The following is a 19,717-nucleotide window of genomic DNA, read 5'->3' as shown; positions in this document are numbered from 1 at the left end:
ATGCTCCCCCGAGCCTGAACTGTATTGCGTTCAAATGGCCAGGGAGAAGGAGCAATTTCCTCGCCCCGCAGAAGCTGGAATTTTCGGCCGCATCCTGCCGTTAGCAGGATCGGTATCAGACAACCCAAAAAGATAAACTTCAATTTCATTAGAAATTCCATCCAAAAAAGAAATCAAAGGTGGTCTGAGGGCTAATAGTCGAAAAATCGGTTGTCCTTGAGAAATCAAAGCGGAGAACAACGACACCGCCCAGGGCCACTCTGAAACCGGTTCCAAATGAACCAAGGAATTGATCGAAATGATCATCCCAGGCCGAGCCAGCATCAAAGAAAAGCGCCCCCCGGATAGCCTGGAAATTGATTCCGCCGAAGGGGAATCCGACCAGAAGATTATCTATCAAGGGGAAACGAAGCTCATTCGAGGAAAAGAGGACATGTCGATTATAAAAAGCCCTATGGTCGTATCCCCGGAAAGACCAGCTCCCCCCGAAATAAATTCGCTGAGGTTCCCTGCCGCTGGAGCTGAAAGCGAACAGCCGCGAGGCATAAGCGGAGTATTTCCCCAACCGCAGATAATGGCGTAAATCGATCAGGCCGGTACGATTGAAGAGTTTCCCCTCATCGAGCGCGGAGGTGATACCGACGGTAAAATTGTACCGATGTCCTTCAATCGGTCCCGAGACATCCCAAATGGAATTATCGGAGATGAACGTAAAATAGTTGGACATTAACGGCGCCCGCCGCCGGTACCCGATAACCCAGCTATCTTTGTCGGAATAGCGAAGATAGGTGGTGGTTTCCAAGCGATTGAATTTCGAGAGCGGGTAATTGAGATAGGCCAATCCACCTACCTGCCGTTCATAATAGTAGCCTTCATAATCATTGAAGTATTCATCATACAGATGATAAACACCGACACCCCAATTGAGACGGTGCTTTTTATTGAAATAAGACACGGCGACATTGAAGCTGGAGAGGAAATCATCTTTTGTCTGCGCCGTGTTGGTTAAAAGGAAATAGAAAGCATTATTGCCAAGCATGTCGGAAAGGGCCACCTGCAGTCCCCCCAGCGAGCCATAGACCGGATCATACGAAACGGCCGATTGAGCAATATCAAAGGAGTAGTCGGTGCGGTATTTCACCGAGGATTTGACGTACTTCTGGTCCAGCAGGCCGGGTTTCCAGAAAGTAGCGCCCGAAGATGTTTTTTCCCCGGGCAGGATGATGCTGTCATTGATGCCTGTACGATAGATTTGAAAACCGAAATCCTGATAGCCGGTGAAGACAATGTTTTTTCCGTCAGGGGTGAGCCGGGGGTCGTAGGCGCCATTCATGAGAGTAGTGAGCTTGTTGGAAGTGCCATCGGGATTAAGGCGGTAAATATTAAAAGCGCCGTCTCGATCAGAAGAGAAATAGGTACCGCCCGAGGCGGCATCGGGATTGATATCGCGCCATTTTCCGAAAGTCAACTGGGCCGGGGTACCGCCTGAGACGGGAATTTTATAAAGATTCAAGGCGCCGGTTTCGCCGTCGAGGCAGCGGTCGGAGGAAAATATGATTGTATCGCCGCCTCTGGAGAAAACAGGATCAGTATCATAATAAATGTCATTTGTCAGTTTGGTGAGAAGGCCATTTTCAAGCCCGATCAAATAGATATCAGTTTGTCCCGACTTATCCGCTCCACTGAAAACCGCATAGCGACTGTCGGGGGAAAAACGGGGCGAAATAATGGCCGCCATTCCGGGAAACTCGAATTTATTTATCACTTTTTTCGTGTACAGGTCATACAGATAAAGAACATCATGCTCGGCCGATTTGGAGGAGAAGACAATTCGACCGGAATCATTGGCATCAATGCCGCTCTGGAGAAGGTGGAGAGATTCAAAGCCGGCCGACCTTTCACCCTTGAGGAGGGTGCGCAGTTTTTTCTCGTCACCGGCCGGAGGCATCATATATAGCCCCGAATAACCGAGGCGATTGGCTTTGAAGATAATCCATTCGCCCGAATCGCGGCCGTTATGGAGACGAACGGGAACTCCTTTAACGGCGTAACCACTCCGGGTCAACTGACTGGCTTCCTGCGGCGCCAGGCCGCGGTCGGCGATCTGCGGGAAATATGTTTTCTTGAGATGATACTCCCATTCCTTCGATATCTCATCCAGCGAATGTCCTACGGTGTACTTCATGATTTCATCGAGATCGCCTCCCTTCCACCAGTTCTCAAAAATCATAATCAGTTTTTCAGAACCATAGCGGTCATTGATGAACTGGCAGATGGACTGCCCCAGTTTATACATGAAATAACTTCCGGAGATTTCGTACAAACGGGAAATCGGGTAGAGGCGGCCGGAGATAACCATATCTTTCAGAATCATATCGGCTTCGGTATCCCAATCGGTTGACCAGTACTCGGCAATCCCCTCGATAAACCAGAGCGGTGGCGGCGCCATGCGGAAGTACCGCTGCCGCGACATGACCGATTCCAGCTTGGAAATGGTGAAAACGTGCACCAGTTCATGTCTGACGACGTGGGCAAAATCGTAATAAGAGCCGTGGAAAGGAACGACAACACGCCCTTTCAGAAACTCAGTGAATCCGCCCACCGATTCCGGAATAAGGGTGGGTGTCACATTGGTCTGGGAAAAATAATTGGGCGAACTATATATAATGAGGGGAATGGGGGTGTAAATTTCGTGACGGAAACGAGCGGCCAGCTGGCGGTAGGCATCCTCGGCAATCCGGGCGGCAATCCGAGCCACTCCTTCTTCTTCTATATAGAAGAATATCCGGAAGTGCTCGGTTTCCATAACCTGCCAGTCGAAGCTGGTGTACTGCACTTTGTTCTTGCCGAAATAGAACTGCGCCTGAGTAACTGTCGGCATAGCCAGAAGCGATAGAACCAGCAATATACCGCACAGGATATTTGATCTAAGCGCCGGCAATTTCATTTTCATGGCAAATATACGCCGTTCAGTATGGAAAGACAATCTTTCCCGGATTTCCCGTCCGACAATTTCCTTCCTGGCGCTAAATATGTATTTCACAACCTATCTATATATTTATCGGCGGGAGGGGCGTCCAACTGCAACCGGAGGCGGAGAAAGGGATAATTCACCTGATACCGATTTCAAAGCCGCAACCTGTGCATTGGCCATTTTCCAAACCGGTCACTTCTATTTTATAGCCGCGCCGTCGAATTAGCCGGGCGCGGCACTTGGGGCAAAAAGTGTCCGACATATCGGGCAGGTTGACATTGCCCAGATAAACATAGTTGAGTTTCCGGGAGGCTATTGTATGGGCGCGGAGAAGGCTCTGAATCGGAGTGGCCGGGAGGCGCATTTTGAATGCGGGATAATAGGCCGAAAAATGCAGCGGGATTCGCGGCGAAATTCCGGCGACAAAGTCGGTCAGAGCGCCAAAGTCGGTGTCCGAATCATTCATTCCGGGTATGACCAGGTTAGTGATTTCCAGGTGAACTCCGGCATCAAAGAATCTCCCGATATTGTTTAAGACCGGTTCCAGTCTTCCCTTGCAAACCTTCTTATAAAATTCTTCTTTCATCCCTTTCAGATCGATATTGGCGGCATCGATAAGCGGGAGAATCTCCTCCAACGGCTCCGGGTTGATATACCCGTTGCTCACCAGGACATTTTTCAGCCCGGCTTTCTTTATAAGACGTCCCGACTCCCTGATATATTCAAACCAAATAAACGGCTCGGTGTAAGTATAAGCGACCCCGATCGAGCCATTCCTCTCCGCCAGTTTAACCAATTCGGTCGGAGAGACATTCTGGGTGGCCACTCTGGTTTGGGAGATTTCCCAGTTCTGGCAGTTTTCGCAGGCAAAATTGCAGCCATTGGCGCCGGTGGAAAAAATCACCGCTCCGGGATGAAAATGGTAGAGCGGTTTTTTTTCGATCGGGTCATAGCAGGCGGAAACCAACTCGCCGAAATTGTCGGTCACCAGTTCTCCCTCACGGTTGAAACGGGAACCACAGATGCCGACTTTTCCATCTGAAAGGAGACATCGGGCCGGGCAGAGAAGGCACCGGACTTTATTCGCTTCCAGTTTTTCGTAATAGGAGGCTTCAATAATCATAATGCCTAACGCTTTTGATTTTTCAATATATATTCTACGGCATTAAAGAGAGTATTGACAATTAATTCCGGTTTGATCAGATGAGGATTTTTGAGCTTAGCTTCCTCTTCCCTGCCATATCCGGTGCGGACAAGGATTCCGCGGGCGCCGACCACGGCGGCCAGGTCGTTGTCGGTCAATTTATCGCCGATGACGAAGGAATGAAAGGGATTGAGATTGTGCTTGCGACAGGCCTGCTCGATCATTCCCGGCGCGGGTTTGCGGCAATCACAGTCAATAGCATATTCGGCAATAATGCCCTCGGGAAGATGCGGACAATATAGAATATCATCAATGGGGGCACCACGCCCGGCAAACAGGCTGAGGAGGCGTCGATTGATTTCAGCGACGGTTGACTCGGAGAAATAGCCCCGCGCAACACCCGATTGATTGGAAATGACGATTATCTTATACCCGGCCGCGCGCGCATTTATAATCGCTTCCACCGCTTTTTCCTCCGGCTCGACCTCATCAGAGTGGCTCAGGAATTCCTTTTCTTTGATGAGCGTGCCGTCGCGGTCGATAAATAAGGCCTTTTCTCCCCGGGCGTTTGAAGTAAGGAGATGCGCAACCTGTTCAAAGACATTATCCACCGAAATGCCGGTAAAGCAGTACTGCCGGTCGCGGAAGCAGGGACGCCTTCCATGCAGGGAACAGGGGCGGCAGTATTCATCGACCTGTATGATCATATCTTTCAGACCGCGGGGATAAAATCCCAGCGTGGGATGGGTCGGACCAAAAATCGCAAGCACCGGCGTTCCTACCGCGGAGCCCAGATGAGCCAGAGCCGAATCATTGCTGATAAGTAGGTCGGTCGTTGACAGAACGGAAGCGAGTTCAGTCAAGTCGGCGTTGACAAATGATTTTATTCGTTCCCGGGAAAGTCTCTCCCCAGTTTTGATACAATCTCCATCTTCGCCGGAGAGGATAAGAATCAGGTTGGCATTCAGTTCATTGTATACTTTGTTTATAAGCGCATCGAATCGCTCGGGGGGCCATTTCTTGGTGGGATAAGAGGCGCCCGGGGCGACCGCCACGGTAACGCGCGTCTCCGAAAACAGAGGGGGACAATCAGGCAGAGTATTTCTGTTGATAGCAGGACGCGAGGCATATATTTTCCCTCCGATTTCCCTGACGGCGGCATTATAGAGATCAATGGTGTGAGGAGCCGGTTCGATAATCCTTTTCCCTTTTCCTCTGCGGACGGATGCATATCTTTCCCACCGCCGCTTCTGATACCGAACTTTTCTTGCCGCGGCTAAATGCTTTGATAAGTACCATGAACGAAAATTACCATGAAGATCTATGATCAGGTCAAAAGTGTCCCGGTCGAGCATTTCCGCCATGTGAAATAGTTGAAGGGGGGTTCCCGCGCGGGGAAATCCAACCACTTCATCTGCGCCGGTTAAGGTTCGGGCCAGAGGAGCAATATGCTCTCTGGTAAGAAATGTTATTTTGCCTTGAGGAAAAGCGAGTTTCAGGTTAATCAGAGCCGGCGTAGTCAGAATAACATCGCCGATCGCCCCCAGCCTTATGACCAGAATCTTAAACATAAGCCTACAGGAAATGATAGACGCCGAAAGCGCCGACTAAGAGACAATATATTCCAAAATAAACGAATTTTCCTCTCTTGATGATTCCAAGGAGCATGTATACGGAGAGAAGCCCCAGTATCAATGAAATCAAGGTTCCGCTCAGATATTGGCCAATCAATTGCGTGTCCATAGAGAAAATCTCTTTAGCCTTAAGGAGGATGGCCCCGGCAACGGCCGGAATTGAAAGGAGAAAGGAGAACTCCGCCGCTGCAACCGGCTTGACGCCGCAAAACAATCCGGCCGAGATGGTGGCGCCGGAACGGGAAATCCCCGGAAGAATCGCTACTGCCTGCCCAATACCGACAATGATTGACCGGGTTATATTTATTTCATTATTTCCTTTTTTGACCAAGGTGGTGGTCAGAAGCATCAATCCTGTTATCAGGAGCATGATCGAGGTCATAAGCGGCGCACCGAAAGCAGCCTCAAAAAAATCCTTGAAAAGAAGGCCGGCCAGTCCGGCCGGGATGGAACCCAGCAGGAGATATAAGATCATTCGCCGTTCGGCAATCATTGCGGAATTAAAAAGGGATTTTATCAGAAACAATATCTTCTTTCGGAAATAGATAAGAACCGCCAGAAGGGTGCCAAAATGGAGCAGCAGTTCAAAGACCACCCCCGGCACTTTGGCATGCAGAAAATGTTCGGCCAGCACCAGATGACCGGATGAGGAGACGGGCAGAAATTCGGTCAAGCCCTGAATGATCCCCAGTATAATGGCATCAAAGTAATTCATATAAAAAGCTCCGGTTACAGCCGGAGCTCCCACTGTTAAAGAAATTCACAGATAGCTCAAAAGACCCGGAATTCCAGACCGGTGAAAAAAGCGGTGTTATCATCGATCTGCAGTTCCCCATAGATATTCATCTCCTGGGTCAACTCATATTTGGCACCGAGATTGACTCCCCCCTCAAAATCGGAATGAGAATAATGATTTGAGACCCTGTCCAGCCGAAGATTCAGCGCGGCGTACGGAATCAACCTCTGTCCGGAGCTGAATCGATAGGGAATCGAACCAATAATATTCCCGCCCAGTTGGAGATAAGAATAGCCATTATAATCCACATATTCAAAGAAGCCGGCGATGGCCATATCAAAAGGCTGTCTCCCGGATTTATTATTATAATCCATGACCTGATATTTAAAATCAGCGCCAATCAGAAATCGCGGGTTGGCATTCCCTTCATCGGGATCGGAGAAACCGAGTTTGAGACGCCCCTCGGTATAATCAGAAAAGCCGTAGCTGAGCATTCCAAAAAGAGTAGTGGCATCATCACCCAATCCGGCATACCCTCCTAGGAAACCGACGCCATATCCACAGGTGCTGGCCGGGTTGAGGGTGCCGGTCAAAATACCGCCAAATGAATATGAAAAGGTTAAGAATAATATTACCATTGACACAAAACAAATTTTCATCGGGGTCATGATTTTCCTCCGTTTCATTATACAATTTTGAAATTATTATATCAGAGGTTCGAATAAGTGTCAACAAAAAATCTCCCGTATAGAATGCCGGGAAATTGGATAGATTTTAACTTGACAAGAAAAGTCGAGTCGTCTTATAATCGTCCTATTACGGTTCTGATGCAGGTTTGCGGGTAGAAATATCATATCTTCTTTTGCGGAGAGGATAAAATATGGCCAAAGAAAGACAACGATGGGGTACGAGGTTAGGCGTGATCCTGGCGGTCGCCGGCTCGGCGATAGGGCTGGGGAATTTCTTGCGTTTTCCGGTTCAGGCGGCCAAGAACGGCGGCGGCGCTTTCATGATACCGTATCTGATTGCCCTTTTCCTTGTGGGAATACCGCTCATGTGGGTGGAATGGACCGCCGGTCGTTATGGCGGCGGCTTTGAGCACTCGAGCGCTCCGGGGATATTTCAATCGCTCTGGAAAAAGAATCGTTTCATAAAATATTTCGGTATCGCCGGAATTTTCGGCCCGTTTCTGATTTTCATGTACTATGTATATATCGAATCATGGTGTCTGGCGTATGCCTATTACTCGATTACGGGGCAACTCTCGAATATATCAAGCAATGTCGGATTCCTCGATTTCCTTCACTCATATCAGGGGGTTGCCAATCCGGGTACATTTGCCGGGACTGTCCCCGCAATTGTCTTCTTTCTCATAACTTTCGTTTTGAATATTTCGGTCTTGTTCTACGGTATCAGGGGCGGAATTGAAAAATTATGCAATATTGCCCTGCCGATATTAATAATATTCGGTGTCGCCCTGGCGGTGCGGGTTATTACCCTATTTGCGCCGGATCCCCTTCATCCCGACTGGAGTTCGATAAATGGTCTGGGATTTTTATGGAATCCCGATTTTTCGGCCCTGAAATCGGCCAAGACCTGGCTGGCAGCAGCCGGGCAGATTTTCTATACCTTGTCGCTGGGAATGGGGGTTATTCTGACCTATTCCAGTTATCTGAAGAAGGAGGATGATGTTGTCCTCTCGGGTCTGGCCGCCTCCTCATCCAATGAATTCGCCGAGGTAATTCTGGGCGGTTCCATTGTCATACCGGCGGCGTTTATATTTTTCGGGCCGGCCGATATTGTCAAGGTAGCCGAATCGGGCGCCTTCAATCTCGGCTTTGTCACGATGCCCCAGATATTCAATCATATTCCGGTCGGAGCAATATTCGGTTTTCTCTGGTTTGCTATGCTCTTTCTGGCCGGGATAACCTCATCGGTGTCCATAAGTCAGCCTTCGGTGGCCTTTCTCGAGGATGAGTTTAATATAAAGAGGCATAAAGCAGTCACCATTTTTGCCACGGCGGCTTTTTTCCTGTGCATTCCGGCGGTCATTTTCCTGCACCGCGGCGTTCTTGATGATCTCGATTTCTGGGGCGGAAATTTCTTTATTGTTTTTGGCGCCACTCTCGAGATAATTCTCCTGGCCTGGATTTTCGGCATCGACAAAGCCTGGGATGAAATGCATCAGGGAGCCAGAATCAAGCTCCCGAGGATTTTCCGGTTTGTCATAAAATATATAACGCCTACGTTCCTGCTGATAATTCTGGGGTACTGGTTTTACACCGACTGGTGGAAAGTGATTACCATGGCCGACGTGCCGAGGGAGAATGTCCCTTATGTTCTGGGGATAAGATTGGTACTGCTGACGCTTTTGATAGTCATCGCTGTATTGGTCTGGCTGGCATGGCGGAAGCGCAAAATGGATAAATATTATTAGAAGGTGATTATATGAATATCGGCGGCTGGATAATGCTTCTTTTTTCCTGGGGAGTAATTCTGACACTGCTTATTTACAGCTTTGTCAAGATATTGAGGGAAAAAGAAAAAGGGCCCAAGAACAATTGAGTCCAGGGCCCACGCAGCTTTGTTAATATATTAATATATATTGTATTTGGAAATTCTATCACGAAGGGTATTGCGCGAAATACCGAGAATTTCCGAGGTTTTCACCTGGTTGGAGCCGAAATGCTTCAGACAGGAGGAAATCAACGCCCGTTCCAGGGCCGATTCCAGAAAGTAATATATCTTCCCCTCCGAGTTATTTATCAGTTTGGGGAGAACCGGATCGATAATCTTTTTGAATAATTCGGTATAATCATCCTGGAGATGGTCGAGGTCGATTTCGATTTTCGAATCGAGTTCGGAGAAAATGGGAAAATCTTCGGGTTGGAGGATGTCCGACTTGGTCATCACACAGGCGGTATGGATATTGTTTTCCAATTCTCTCACGTTTCCCGGCCAGGCGTATTTATTGAGCATGACCAGGGCCTTGGGAGCAATACCCCGGATATCTTTTGACAGCTGTTTGGAGAATTTATTCAGGAAATGGTCGGCCAGAAGCGGGATATCCCCTTTCCGTTCGCGGAGGGGCGGAATATAAATGCTGACCACTTTCAGGCGATAGAATAGGTCGACGCGGAAAGAGCCCTCTTTCATGCACTGCACCAGCGACTTGTTAGTGGCCGCGATAACACGAACATCGACCTCGATTGTATCATTGCCGCCGACTCTTTCGAATTTCTTTTCCTGGAGCACCCGCAGCAGTTTCGACTGGGTCAGCATGGACATATCGGCGATCTCATCAAGAAAGATGGTGCCGTTATGGGCCTGCTCGAATTTCCCGAGTCGCTTGAAATAGGCACCGGTGAAAGCTCCCTTTTCGTGGCCGAACAGTTCCGATTCGAGAAGCGTTTCGGCAAGGGCGGCGCAGTTGACCGAAAGAAAGGGCTTGCTATTGCGGAAGGAATTGCGGTGGATCGCATGGGCGATCAATTCCTTGCCGGTCCCCGACTCGCCGAAAATAAGCACTGCGGCATCGGATTTTGAGACCTGTCCGATAAGTTTGGCGATTTCAACTATTTCGGAGGACTTACCGACGATTTCATTAATTTCCAGATTCTCCGTTTCGGTTTTTGATTCGGGCAGGGCAGGTCGGCACTTGCCGAATCCGCAAGCCTTGTTGACAGTGGCAAGCAGTTTCTGAATTTCGAATGGCTTGGTCAAGTATTCAAAAGCACCGTCACTCATGGCCTCAATGGCGTTCTCGGTAGAAACGAAACCGGAAATCATGATGATCGGGGCCGAAATATCATTCAGCTTGGCCTGTTTCAAGATATCCAGACCGGATAAAGTCGGCAGGTTGACATCAAGCAGGATGACATCGATGTCATCGTGCTTTTTGACAAATTCGACCGCTGTCTGGCCATCTTCCAGGAAGTAGAAATGGAATTTTGTCGGGTCAAACAGGTTGGCCAGCGACCGGGAGACCTCGGTATCGTCATCGACGATAAGGATATTCTTCATCTTATACATTTACCTTTATACACATTTCAGATTATCGGAATTCGCCGCCAATAATTTAGCTTACGGGCTAATTTAGTCGGGATAATTGGATGGATTTTCGGCATCCGCAAGGCAGAGAGGCAATCATTGCCCGCCGGAATGAATAAAGAGGGACAAAAAAGGGATATCAGCGATGTTCGCTGATATCCGCAACATTCAGGCTATTGATATAAAGGTCAGGATTCCTCTTCGACCAGGAATTTTACGATCGCGCCGGTAAGGACGAAATTTACAAAGAGGTCGATCACAACACCGATCAGAAGGATATAGAAGACCAATTCCGGGGAGAACTTAGAGACAATGACATCCGCTCTGGAAATTGCGAAAGACCCCGGCACCGATAAGAGGTAAGGGAAAAGGGCCAGGAAGAAAGAAAATATGGGGTGACGGAGAAAGTATGATATCGACTGCTTCAGGGCGCCCCAGACAGATTTCCTATTCACCACGACCGAAGGAACAGCATAGATAAAAATGGCATAAATAAAGACAGTCAATAATCTCAAACCCATATCAAAGAAAAGGGCCCGCCGCGGTGAACCATGCAACAGACCTGAGAAAAGAGTCGGCAGAAGCCAGCTAATCGTTACGACCAGAAGAACTGTGATAAAGCTCCAGACCGCCGCCAAATGGAGCCAGCGAGAGAAAGCATAACCGGGTTTAATCGCTTCTTCCCCCGTTTTAGCCGCAAGTATTTTCAGAAATAGAATGGATGTGAGCCCAGCGGCTAATCCTTCCAGAATGATCCCAAGAAAGATTTTCCCCCAGTCAAAAACCTGGGGAAGCATCAAAAATAGGCCGGGGTAATGGCTAAAAAAGTCGTCTCTTCCCTCGCCCAACAGGCGCACCAGCGGCGACAGGACGGGGTAAATATGAGGATTGGCATAGGAGACAAGCAGTATCAGCAAGACTGCCTGCAGAAAAGCATAGATCAGGAAAGGGAGCCAGAGTTTCCCTTTCCAGAACGATTTGAGGGGGGCCAAATAAAGCCCGATCAACAGATTCAGCTTCTCAATAAATCCCAATCGACCACCTCATATCCTTATGGCGCCGCGACTTCGTTTGACCCGGTCATCAGTCCCTGTCCATCATAGACATATACTTTATAGTAATATTTCAGAGTATCGGGCCTGGTATCGGTGAAGGTTGTGGTTGTCTGGCTGTTAATAATAGTCAGCAGGCGTCCGGTCGTCTCGGTGACTCCGACGACGGTGTCCCGATAGATTTGATAGGAAGCAAAATCATTATCATTGTTAGCGGTCCAGGTTAGAATCGAGGATAAATCCTGAGCGCGCACGGCCAGTTTGACCGCCAGCGGCGCAAGATTAACCGGCGTTGTGTCGGCGGCCACATTGGAGGGACTGAAGAGGCCGGTATTATCATAGACATAAACACGATAAAAATAAGGGGTGTTTGCCTGCAAATTGTCATCGGTGAAAGCCACCGTATTCCGTGAGGTCACGATAGACACCAGGTAAGAGTTATTGGAGACCGATCCGTTAATGTGCCGGTAAATCTGATAAGAGGCGAAATCGCTCCCGGCGGATTGTGACCAGGAAAGGCGAATACTCGAAGATGATTCGGCCACCGCGGTGAGTGTTGCAGGCTCAGGAGCCCGGGAGATATTGAGCAATGCCGAAGCGGTTCGATCGTCGGCGTCATTACCGGCGGCATCGCGGAATTTACCCGTGACGATTCCGCCGGCCACTTCGAGATTGACCGGAATGATGTAGCGGCGGCTATAAATTCGGTCGCCGGCCAGCAGGTCGCCATTGGTGCCGTCATCATAGAGAACGAGACGGGTCAATCCGGGGAAAGAGACTTCCGCTGAGCCATCGGTTTCGCCGGCCAGAAGAAAAAAAGTCATGGCGGAGCCGGGTGACGGTACAGGAGGCAGGGCAAAATATACCGAGTCAATGAATGCTCTGGTATCGAGGATTATGCTGTCCGAGACCGAACCGGCCGAATTAGACCCATCGGCGAATTGAAACCGGGCAAAAATCCGCTTGACACCGTCCCCATCGGAGAGAGTGCGACTCAGAGTCGGCGCGAAATCCTCCCAATGGGCGTCGACAAAATTGGGATCCTCGGAAGCCTGCACCAGGATTGCCGCCACCGGCACGACAAAAGCAAGCGTCACACTCCGCAATCGGGTGTAATTATCATCATTATTAATGGTAATCGAAAGAGTCCCCGGGCGGGTTGAGACCGCCTCGGAGAGCGGACCCTCCAGCCCCCCTGGCACTAGGGTAGAAACCTTAAAGAAATGGTTGCGTCCGGCGCTGAGACCGATGATAGTCTTCGAAAAAGTCTGGGATGAATCGCGGACGACATATCGGCCATTAAGCGAGTCGGCGGTATAGATTTTAAAAGACCGAGCCGCAGCGGTATCCGAGACCTGCCAGGAAAGACTGACCCCCTCGGCCAAATGAGTCAGCTTCAAGCCAATCGGGATCGGCGGTTGGAGGGGCAATTCCTGAGTCACGTCCGACGAATCAATATAGCGGCTGCATCCTGCCGCCAAGGCCAGTATCAATAAGAGATTGAATATCTTTTTCATATTCGGATTCCTTAATCAAAAACGATGCGACAGCACCAGCTGAGCACCGCCGCTCTTCAGGTCAGGCTTGAGACCAATCGAGTTGACTGTCAGGCTGCCGGTTTCCTCGGGGAAAAAGAAAAGGACATCAAGCAGATTCAATCCCCAGACGGCAACGGCCGCACCTATGGTTATGCGCCTTACATTCTCGGTATCATAGGCGTCCTTTTTAGCGATCCCCAACTGCGGATATAACCTGACTTTTTCCTCGTAGCTGCTGGCATTATCGTATTCCGACGAAATCAATTTGTAATGGTCGTTTTTGTCTTTGAAATCGGCATCAGCAATCAAAAAGGAGGCGATAGCCCCGGCGGCCATAACCATGAAGAATCCCCCCTTGGTCTTCTGTCCCGTATAGGATTGGCCCCATCCGGGGATCAGCAGCGAACGAGCCGCCGCCTTAAATCTGGTTTTGGGGCTCAGGCGGACGGTAAGACTCATATCTCTATCCGCCTGCAGAAAAACCGATGACTTGTATGTCTCGTACCCATATTTTTTCACCCGAACCTGATAATTCCCGTCAAGGGTTTGAGTGAAGCGGACAGGAGTGAGGCCATTGAGGGTGATAGCTCCGATAAGACTGACCTCGGCGCCGGGCGGGCTGGAGTCGACAGAAAGACCTTTCGGTTGCTCCTGTGCCGTCACGGCCAGAGGGAGAAGACATAACATGACAACTGCCAATTTCCCTTTGGATAACATTTCCCTATCTCTCTTCCAGGCTAAGTAATGTTTATTATTATAATCGGGAAAGATATGCTTTTTTGAATATCAATTCAAGAAATAAAAAAAAGCCCGCCGGGCGGCGGGCCTGATGCTTTTTCCGGCGTCTAACAGGCGCCGCGACCGGTAATGACAACCACCACGGTTTTCATTAAGATCTTAATGTCGCTCCAGATCGACCAGGTGTGAATGTAGGTGATATCGTTCTTGACCTTGTTGGTCACGGAATCGATTGACGAGTCATAACCATTATTGACTTGAGCCAGTCCGGTGATTCCAGGACGAACCCGCAACCGGATATGATAACCGGGAACCTTCTGAGCCAGGTCTTTGACGAAGAAGGGACGTTCGGGGCGAGGCCCGACCAGCGACATCTCCCCTTTCAGAACATTTATTAACTGGGGCACTTCATCAAGACGTGTCTTCCGGAGAATACGCCCGAGTCGCGTCACGCGGCTGTCATTCTGGATCGCCCAAACGGGACCGCTGTGCTTTTCGGCATCCTGTCCCATGGTGCGGAACTTGATCACCTTGAAAGGCCGCCCAAGAAGGTCTTCGCGACGACGCTCGCGGGCGCGCCTCTCGTCACCAGCCTCACTTCTGAAAGTGCGGCGGCTCCGGCGCCGGCGATTAAGCCCAACCCGATCCTGAGTATAAAAAACCGGGCCACGGCTATCTAATTTTATCAACAGGGGGAGCAGGATAAATACCGGAGAAGTCAAAATGAGACCAATGATCGCTCCCAGAACATCAAGTATCTTTTTTAGGGTTTTATCTATCATACTAAAAACTGATTTCCCAGGCTTGGTTATCGCCACGGGCATAAGAAAGGTATAGGAAAAGAGGGCCAAAACAAAGAGGATTCCGGAAATATATTCGCCATAATAAAAACGCACCGAATCCCAGATTGATTCTGAAACTATGGCTTCCCTACCAGCCGCCCCCTCGATTCCGACCGCCACTCCATAAGCAACCCCCCGATTAGACAGGGCTAAAGAGGTATTGGACGTAGTATCTGATCCGGTGTTTGTGAGGTTTTGTTCCATTAATCGTTGTTTCTCAATTTCTTCTAAATCCCAATTGGACGGGTATCATATGTTTACCACAATTTGAGCAAATTGACTGCCAAAGATATTTTGACAACCCTAATTAAGCAAAATATCATTGGAATTCCCAATTCACCTTATAACATGTTGATGTTCTTTAGATTATAGCTGCACAAATAGGCCGTGGAAGAAAAATGGATTACTCGCCCGACATTTTGCTAATTTTGCTTAAGGAGATTTTCTGAAGAGAGTGTCATAATTGATGCAACTGATTGCGCATATTTTACAATTGATTTGGTCGAAAAAGTGGTTAATAAGAAGGCCGGAATCAATTATGATTCCGGCCTTTTATTTTCCTGGAAAGCTGGTCGGGAAAGGTGGAGAAAATTAGTCTAATTTCCCATTCTTAAGCTGATAGAGATCCTATGAATGTTTTCGGCGCTGAAGTTCTCTTTGGGTGAAAAGGAATAATCAAATTGCGCCGCACCGAGGAGGGCACCGACGCCAAAGGTCATACTCTGGCCGAGGTTGCGACCATCCTGCGAAGGGAAGAAGCTATAACCGGTTCTGATGAAATATCGCTGATGATAATTGAATTCGAATCCATTCTTGATGGCTAGATTGCCATAGAACTGATTTTCGACCTCAGCCGAAACGAGAAACGAAGAGCCGAAAGGTCGATATCCCAATCCGGCTCGAATATTGGCCGGGAGTTTGTTGCCGGCATCGTAGAAAGTAAGGCTCTGGCCGATATTGGATGAGGCCAGTCCAAAAAGGAATTTGCCGGTCTGGAAGCGCAGGCCCAGGTCGGCGGCCAGCGCCGTCGCTTTGACATTGGCTAATGAGACGATGATATATTTCAGTCCCACCCCGACCGAAAGATTGTCGGTCAGGCGATAACCGCCCGCCACACCGGCGGCCAGGTCATAGGTGGAGCCGATATCGCCGATGGGATTGTCATCGGCGTCATATCCCTCAATTTCGCCATAACTGAGATACTCGGTATTAACCGCCAGAGTCAGTCGGTCGCTGACCGGGAAAGCGGCACCGAGAAAATTAAAATTCAATCCCTGGTACCAGGTGAAATGGGAAAAACTTATTTGTGCACACTCGAGAGCAGTCAGACCGCCGGGGTTCCAGTATGAGGCGCTGGCATCGTCGGCGATGGATGTGAAAGCTCCTCCCAGCGCGGCGGAACGGGCGCTGATGCCGATATTCAGAAAATCAGCCGAAGCCCGGCCGTTGTCCGAAGCAATAGTAGTCCTGCCCAGCAGGGCACTCAGGAATAAAACAAATCCCCATATCACTAATATCCTGAACAGGCTTCTTTTCATCACTGCGACCGCCTTTCTAAAACCTTATGAATTCGCCAGAAAGTGATTGCAATGATAGTGCCCGGATTCCAGTTGAATAGGAAGATTCATAGACAGAATTCATGTCTATTGCTCTCCATCGCTATAGCGCAATCGTTCATCAACTTACATGCTCTCTCGATCGTGGAGGCAATGCCGGTCGGGCCGCAATATCCCGAAGATCTGTTCCGCCCATTTGAGGGTCTTATTCGGCCAATGAACAAAATCCCGGATTTGCCAGTCATCTTCTTGATATCTCCTTGTCCAACCATGACTTGTCACTATCACGCAGCCTTTGAACATCTCCATGTCAATTGTCGGTTTATTCCACACAGAATTCAATAACCTGTGGGGAAAAGGCCATAATTATGTAGCTTATCAGTTTCTATAACATGTTGTCAATATGAAAATAACATCTATCAATGCGGTCATTCGGACGGCGACTCAACGGTACAATTGAGCATGGATGAATGGCCGGAGGGGTAATCAATCAGAAAGGTAACGTCGATCAGGTCGATCTTGCCATCACAATTGACATCGGCTGTCTCAGCTTCAGCCAAGGTGGCTCCATGACTATAGAGGAAATTGACGAGTTGAATAATATCGAGGGAATCAATAAGGCAGTCACCGGTTATGTCTCCCCTTTTCCGGCCGAGATGGAGAGTCGTGAAAGCGATGCCCCATTCCAGACCGTGGCTTCTCTCGGTAGCGCCGGTGTACCAAACCGGGATATCCCAGTTACCGTCAAGTTCCTCAAAGATGAAGGTCGATCGGTAGGTCATGAAATCCCAATCTTTGCGGCCACCGTGCCGAATAGCTTCACCTACCAACAGCCAATCCAGTCCGGTGCGGCTGATATAAAGGAATTGCCCCATAGTATCTACCGTGGGGTAAAGCGGTTGATTGAGTGTCGCCAGCAAATAGTACAAACTATCAAAAGGGGAACGGCGGATTTTGATATGCCAGATCTGGCGGTCGGGAAAAGGCGCCGGAATGCGGCAGGTATCGGCCCGAGCCCATGTTCGGCCCATCTCGGGAAATGTCAGCCGAACTATCTGCGAACCTTTCTCTCGCGAAATACCATCGACAAACCAAAGAAAGAAAGATCGGCCGGTATCGCCCACGACAGTAGGTGAGACTAAGCTCCAACCGCTCCACGGATCGGTTACCGAGGGATGGCTGGCCGCCAGCAAGATAGTATCGCCCGTGTCCCATGTGATTCCGTCATCGGAGCAGAAGGCAATAATGCTCCCTTTTTCAGATTTCCGAAAGTAATTCATGAAAATCACTTGTAGCTGACGGCGCTGTCTATCGTATCTCAGTTCCGGATCGGCATTATGTCCCGACTCACGCGGACCGACAAATCTGCTGATCGGTTCGGGGATCCAGACCGTATCATCTTCAATCTCGCCTTTTATTATTCGCCTCCCAATCGCATAAGGGCGTACCCAGCCGCTGTCTCTATAATTGCTCACTCGCATGGTCGGGTTTTCATAGGTTTCGTCGGTCAACGGATATGGAGTCATAATCATCCAGTATTTCCAGCGCGGTGTTTCCGCAGAGGCGATAATTGAATCCGGCGCCTCTTCGGAGTTAACGCCCACTACCTTCTTCCCCGCTACAGGCCCGAAAAATTGAGGGAAATAGGCGATGTCGGGATGAATAGCCCGGTTTGCAAGATAGGGGTTTTGCAGATTTAGGTTGAGATTCAGAGCGGAATCGGCATTTCTGCTCAGCAGACAGGTCGTGTCGAAAGGATGGGGCAAATTGCTCCGGGTGCCCTGCCCCTCACTCTGGCCGGTGGAAAGTCGTGGGAAAAACAAGACAGCCGCGGCCGTTAAGACCAAAAGAGAGGTGCACCGCAATTTCATACTACCCCGCTTCTGTCAGGTGCTGATGAAAATGCTGAAACCCGCGCATCCATCAAAGCGTAATCCCTGTGATTCGTGTATTTGCATCATAGAAAATTCACTTATGGCTGTCAAATATCAGCCGGAAATTAATTATTTCCGGACGATTGCCGACTCGGACCGGCGGTCCCCAGCTACCGAACCCGCACGAGATATAGAAATGAGTATTCTCGATTTTCTTATAACCCCAACTGAGTTCATAAATCGCGTTGGTAATGAAATTGAGGGGCCAGAGTTGACCGTGATGAGTATGTCCGGAGATTTGCAGATCAATGCCGTTGGCCGCCGCCCGCGCCAATTGAAACGGTTGATGATCGAGCAGGATCACCGGGAGATTCTGATTGACCCCGAGCATTAACTCCTCAAGGGTTTTCCTTTTTTTCCGGGCAAAACCGCTTATTTCCCGGTCCTCGCGGCCCACTATGTAGAAACTGTTTTCGATACAGACGGCGCTGTCTCTCAGAACCCGAATACCATGTTCAACCAGATAACGACAGGCCGGCTCCACACCGCCGATATATTCATGATTCCCCGTGCAGGCGTAGACACCCAGAGGAGCCTCGATATTGCGAAGCGCTTCGCCCAGGTTCTCCCGTATGACGGGACCCAGATCCTCATCGACAATATCTCCCGGAAGGAGCACAATATCCGGCTTGAGTTCATTCATGCTTTTCACCAACCGGTCGAGACGAGAGCGACCTATAATAGTTCCCAGATGAATATCGGAGGCAGCGACAATATTCAGGCCGGCTTTCGCTCCGGCGTTTTTCGGCAAGGTCAAATCAAAGGTGCGAATGCGCGGAGAAAGGGCGTTGATGTGACCCAGAAGGATTATGACGGCAACCAGCGCGATAGAGAAAAGGAGGGTGGTTTGTTTGGCGCGGGCGTAATCGAGAGTAACAAAGGAAGGATAGATAGTAACCAAATGATTGATCAGGCGCGATAAATCGAGAATTATGATTATCAGGAAAAAGTAAAGCATGGCGGCCAGCCAGAAGGAGCCTATCCAGACAAAGATATCGCTGACCAGCGAGAGATAGAAACGTTCCAGGATACGCCCGGCAATAAAGGCCAGAGAGAAAAACAGGAACAATATCAAGTAGTAGGTTCGGGCGCCGGCGCCGGATGGTATCGATTGCCAGCCGCGAATGAAAATGTAATAGTTGATCAGTCCATATACGGCCAGGACGATGGTAAAGAAAATGACAAAGTTGATTGTTTTCATTTAGAGATGGTTATTCGAAGAATTAATCGCTTTCGACAGAAACGAAGACATAAACCGAGGTTACCGCAGGCGGGATTTCATTGAGCGATATTTCTGCTGATACAATTGAATCCCGGAGGGCAGAGGTCTCAGAGAATCGATCAGATCCCTGCTTTTTTGAATTCGCTCCTGGGTTTGGGGGTGGCTGGCCGAGAGTTTTTCGAAGAAATTGGGATCTCCCTGGGACATGGCGGCCAGTTTTTCGAACATGGTGATTGAGGCCTGGGGATCATACCCCGCTTTTATCATGTATTGTATGCCATAGTTGTCGGCTTCGTT

15 protein-coding genes are annotated in these 19,717 nt (G+C 49.3%); 1 reads left to right on the top strand and 14 read right to left on the bottom strand.

Annotated elements, in window-relative coordinates; all coding sequences use genetic code 11:
- Positions 1–148 precede the first annotated feature (148 nt).
- From NT002_05180 to NT002_05160, 5 genes are all read right to left on the bottom strand, one after another.
- Positions 149–2,953, bottom strand: coding sequence for a hypothetical protein (locus NT002_05180; GenBank protein MCX6828658.1), 2,805 nt, complete (start codon positions 2,951–2,953; stop codon positions 149–151).
- 157 nt (positions 2,954–3,110) lie between these two features.
- Positions 3,111–4,097 carry an AmmeMemoRadiSam system radical SAM enzyme gene (gene amrS / locus NT002_05175; protein ID MCX6828657.1) on the bottom strand — a complete coding sequence of 329 codons (987 nt, stop codon included), beginning with the start codon at positions 4,095–4,097 and terminating at the stop codon, positions 3,111–3,113.
- 5 nt (positions 4,098–4,102) lie between these two features.
- A complete protein-coding gene (locus NT002_05170) occupies positions 4,103–5,689 on the bottom strand; it encodes an HAD-IIIA family hydrolase (GenBank protein ID MCX6828656.1) in 1,587 nt (528 codons plus the stop codon).
- A 4-nt stretch (positions 5,690–5,693) separates the two neighbouring features.
- Positions 5,694–6,467 carry an undecaprenyl-diphosphate phosphatase gene (locus tag NT002_05165; protein ID MCX6828655.1) on the bottom strand — a complete coding sequence of 258 codons (774 nt, stop codon included), beginning with the start codon at positions 6,465–6,467 and terminating at the stop codon, positions 5,694–5,696.
- 56 nt (positions 6,468–6,523) lie between these two features.
- The gene (locus NT002_05160) at positions 6,524–7,156 is read right to left on the bottom strand and encodes a hypothetical protein (protein ID MCX6828654.1); all 633 of its coding nucleotides are present in this window, start codon (positions 7,154–7,156) and stop codon (positions 6,524–6,526) included.
- 212 nt (positions 7,157–7,368) lie between these two features.
- On the opposite strand from NT002_05160, the gene NT002_05155 reads away from it, so the two are divergent.
- The gene (locus NT002_05155; GenBank protein ID MCX6828653.1) at positions 7,369–8,925 is read left to right on the top strand and encodes a sodium-dependent transporter; all 1,557 of its coding nucleotides are present in this window, start codon (positions 7,369–7,371) and stop codon (positions 8,923–8,925) included.
- A 158-nt stretch (positions 8,926–9,083) separates the two neighbouring features.
- Here NT002_05155 and NT002_05150 read toward each other — a convergent pair whose 3' ends face one another.
- The 9 genes from NT002_05150 to NT002_05110 form a co-directional block, all read right to left on the bottom strand.
- A complete protein-coding gene (locus NT002_05150; GenBank protein MCX6828652.1) occupies positions 9,084–10,520 on the bottom strand; it encodes a sigma-54 dependent transcriptional regulator in 1,437 nt (478 codons plus the stop codon).
- Positions 10,521–10,726: 206 nt separating this feature from the next.
- Positions 10,727–11,572 carry a hypothetical protein gene (locus NT002_05145; protein ID MCX6828651.1) on the bottom strand — a complete coding sequence of 282 codons (846 nt, stop codon included), beginning with the start codon at positions 11,570–11,572 and terminating at the stop codon, positions 10,727–10,729.
- A gap of 17 nt (positions 11,573–11,589) precedes the next feature.
- Positions 11,590–13,107: a fibronectin type III domain-containing protein gene (locus NT002_05140; protein ID MCX6828650.1), complete on the bottom strand. Its 1,518-nt coding sequence runs from the start codon at positions 13,105–13,107 to the stop codon at positions 11,590–11,592.
- A gap of 15 nt (positions 13,108–13,122) precedes the next feature.
- Positions 13,123–13,815 (bottom strand): PEGA domain-containing protein, encoded by a 693-nt coding sequence (locus tag NT002_05135; GenBank protein ID MCX6828649.1) that lies wholly within the window; start codon positions 13,813–13,815, stop codon positions 13,123–13,125.
- Between the two features lie 158 nt (positions 13,816–13,973).
- A complete protein-coding gene (locus tag NT002_05130) occupies positions 13,974–14,912 on the bottom strand; it encodes a sugar transferase (GenBank protein ID MCX6828648.1) in 939 nt (312 codons plus the stop codon).
- A gap of 392 nt (positions 14,913–15,304) precedes the next feature.
- Positions 15,305–16,246, bottom strand: a complete 942-nt coding sequence (locus NT002_05125; GenBank protein ID MCX6828647.1) for a PorV/PorQ family protein — start codon at positions 16,244–16,246, stop codon at positions 15,305–15,307.
- 446 nt (positions 16,247–16,692) lie between these two features.
- Entirely contained in the window at positions 16,693–18,135 is a 1,443-nt protein-coding gene (locus tag NT002_05120) for a dockerin type I repeat-containing protein (GenBank protein MCX6828646.1), read from the bottom strand.
- Between the two features lie 97 nt (positions 18,136–18,232).
- Positions 18,233–19,399 carry a metallophosphoesterase gene (locus NT002_05115; GenBank protein ID MCX6828645.1) on the bottom strand — a complete coding sequence of 389 codons (1,167 nt, stop codon included), beginning with the start codon at positions 19,397–19,399 and terminating at the stop codon, positions 18,233–18,235.
- A 60-nt stretch (positions 19,400–19,459) separates the two neighbouring features.
- A partial coding sequence (locus tag NT002_05110) for a M48 family metalloprotease (GenBank protein MCX6828644.1) occupies positions 19,460–19,717 on the bottom strand: 258 nt, incomplete at its 5' end.

The sequence above is a fragment of the Candidatus Zixiibacteriota bacterium genome, assembly GCA_026397505.1.
In the GTDB taxonomy this organism is placed as follows: domain Bacteria; phylum Zixibacteria; class MSB-5A5; order GN15; family PGXB01; genus JAPLUR01.
This window is presented reverse-complemented; position numbering and strand designations above follow the sequence as displayed.

Excerpts from the sequence above, each read along its gene's own strand:
- NT002_05180 (MCX6828658.1), bottom strand. The coding sequence starts at position 2,953 with ATGAAAATGAAATTGCCGGCGCTTAGATCAAATATCCTGTGCGGTATA.
- amrS (MCX6828657.1), bottom strand. The coding sequence starts at position 4,097 with ATGATTATTGAAGCCTCCTATTACGAAAAACTGGAAGCGAATAAAGTC.
- NT002_05170 (MCX6828656.1), bottom strand. The coding sequence starts at position 5,689 with ATGTTTAAGATTCTGGTCATAAGGCTGGGGGCGATCGGCGATGTTATT.
- NT002_05165 (MCX6828655.1), bottom strand. The coding sequence starts at position 6,467 with ATGAATTACTTTGATGCCATTATACTGGGGATCATTCAGGGCTTGACC.
- NT002_05160 (MCX6828654.1), bottom strand. The coding sequence starts at position 7,156 with ATGACCCCGATGAAAATTTGTTTTGTGTCAATGGTAATATTATTCTTA.
- NT002_05155 (MCX6828653.1), top strand. The coding sequence starts at position 7,369 with ATGGCCAAAGAAAGACAACGATGGGGTACGAGGTTAGGCGTGATCCTG.
- NT002_05150 (MCX6828652.1), bottom strand. The coding sequence starts at position 10,520 with ATGTATAAGATGAAGAATATCCTTATCGTCGATGACGATACCGAGGTC.
- NT002_05140 (MCX6828650.1), bottom strand. The coding sequence starts at position 13,107 with ATGAAAAAGATATTCAATCTCTTATTGATACTGGCCTTGGCGGCAGGA.
- NT002_05135 (MCX6828649.1), bottom strand. The coding sequence starts at position 13,815 with ATGTTATGTCTTCTCCCTCTGGCCGTGACGGCACAGGAGCAACCGAAA.
- NT002_05130 (MCX6828648.1), bottom strand. The coding sequence starts at position 14,912 with ATGGAACAAAACCTCACAAACACCGGATCAGATACTACGTCCAATACC.
- NT002_05125 (MCX6828647.1), bottom strand. The coding sequence starts at position 16,246 with ATGAAAAGAAGCCTGTTCAGGATATTAGTGATATGGGGATTTGTTTTA.
- NT002_05120 (MCX6828646.1), bottom strand. The coding sequence starts at position 18,135 with ATGAAATTGCGGTGCACCTCTCTTTTGGTCTTAACGGCCGCGGCTGTC.
- NT002_05115 (MCX6828645.1), bottom strand. The coding sequence starts at position 19,399 with ATGAAAACAATCAACTTTGTCATTTTCTTTACCATCGTCCTGGCCGTA.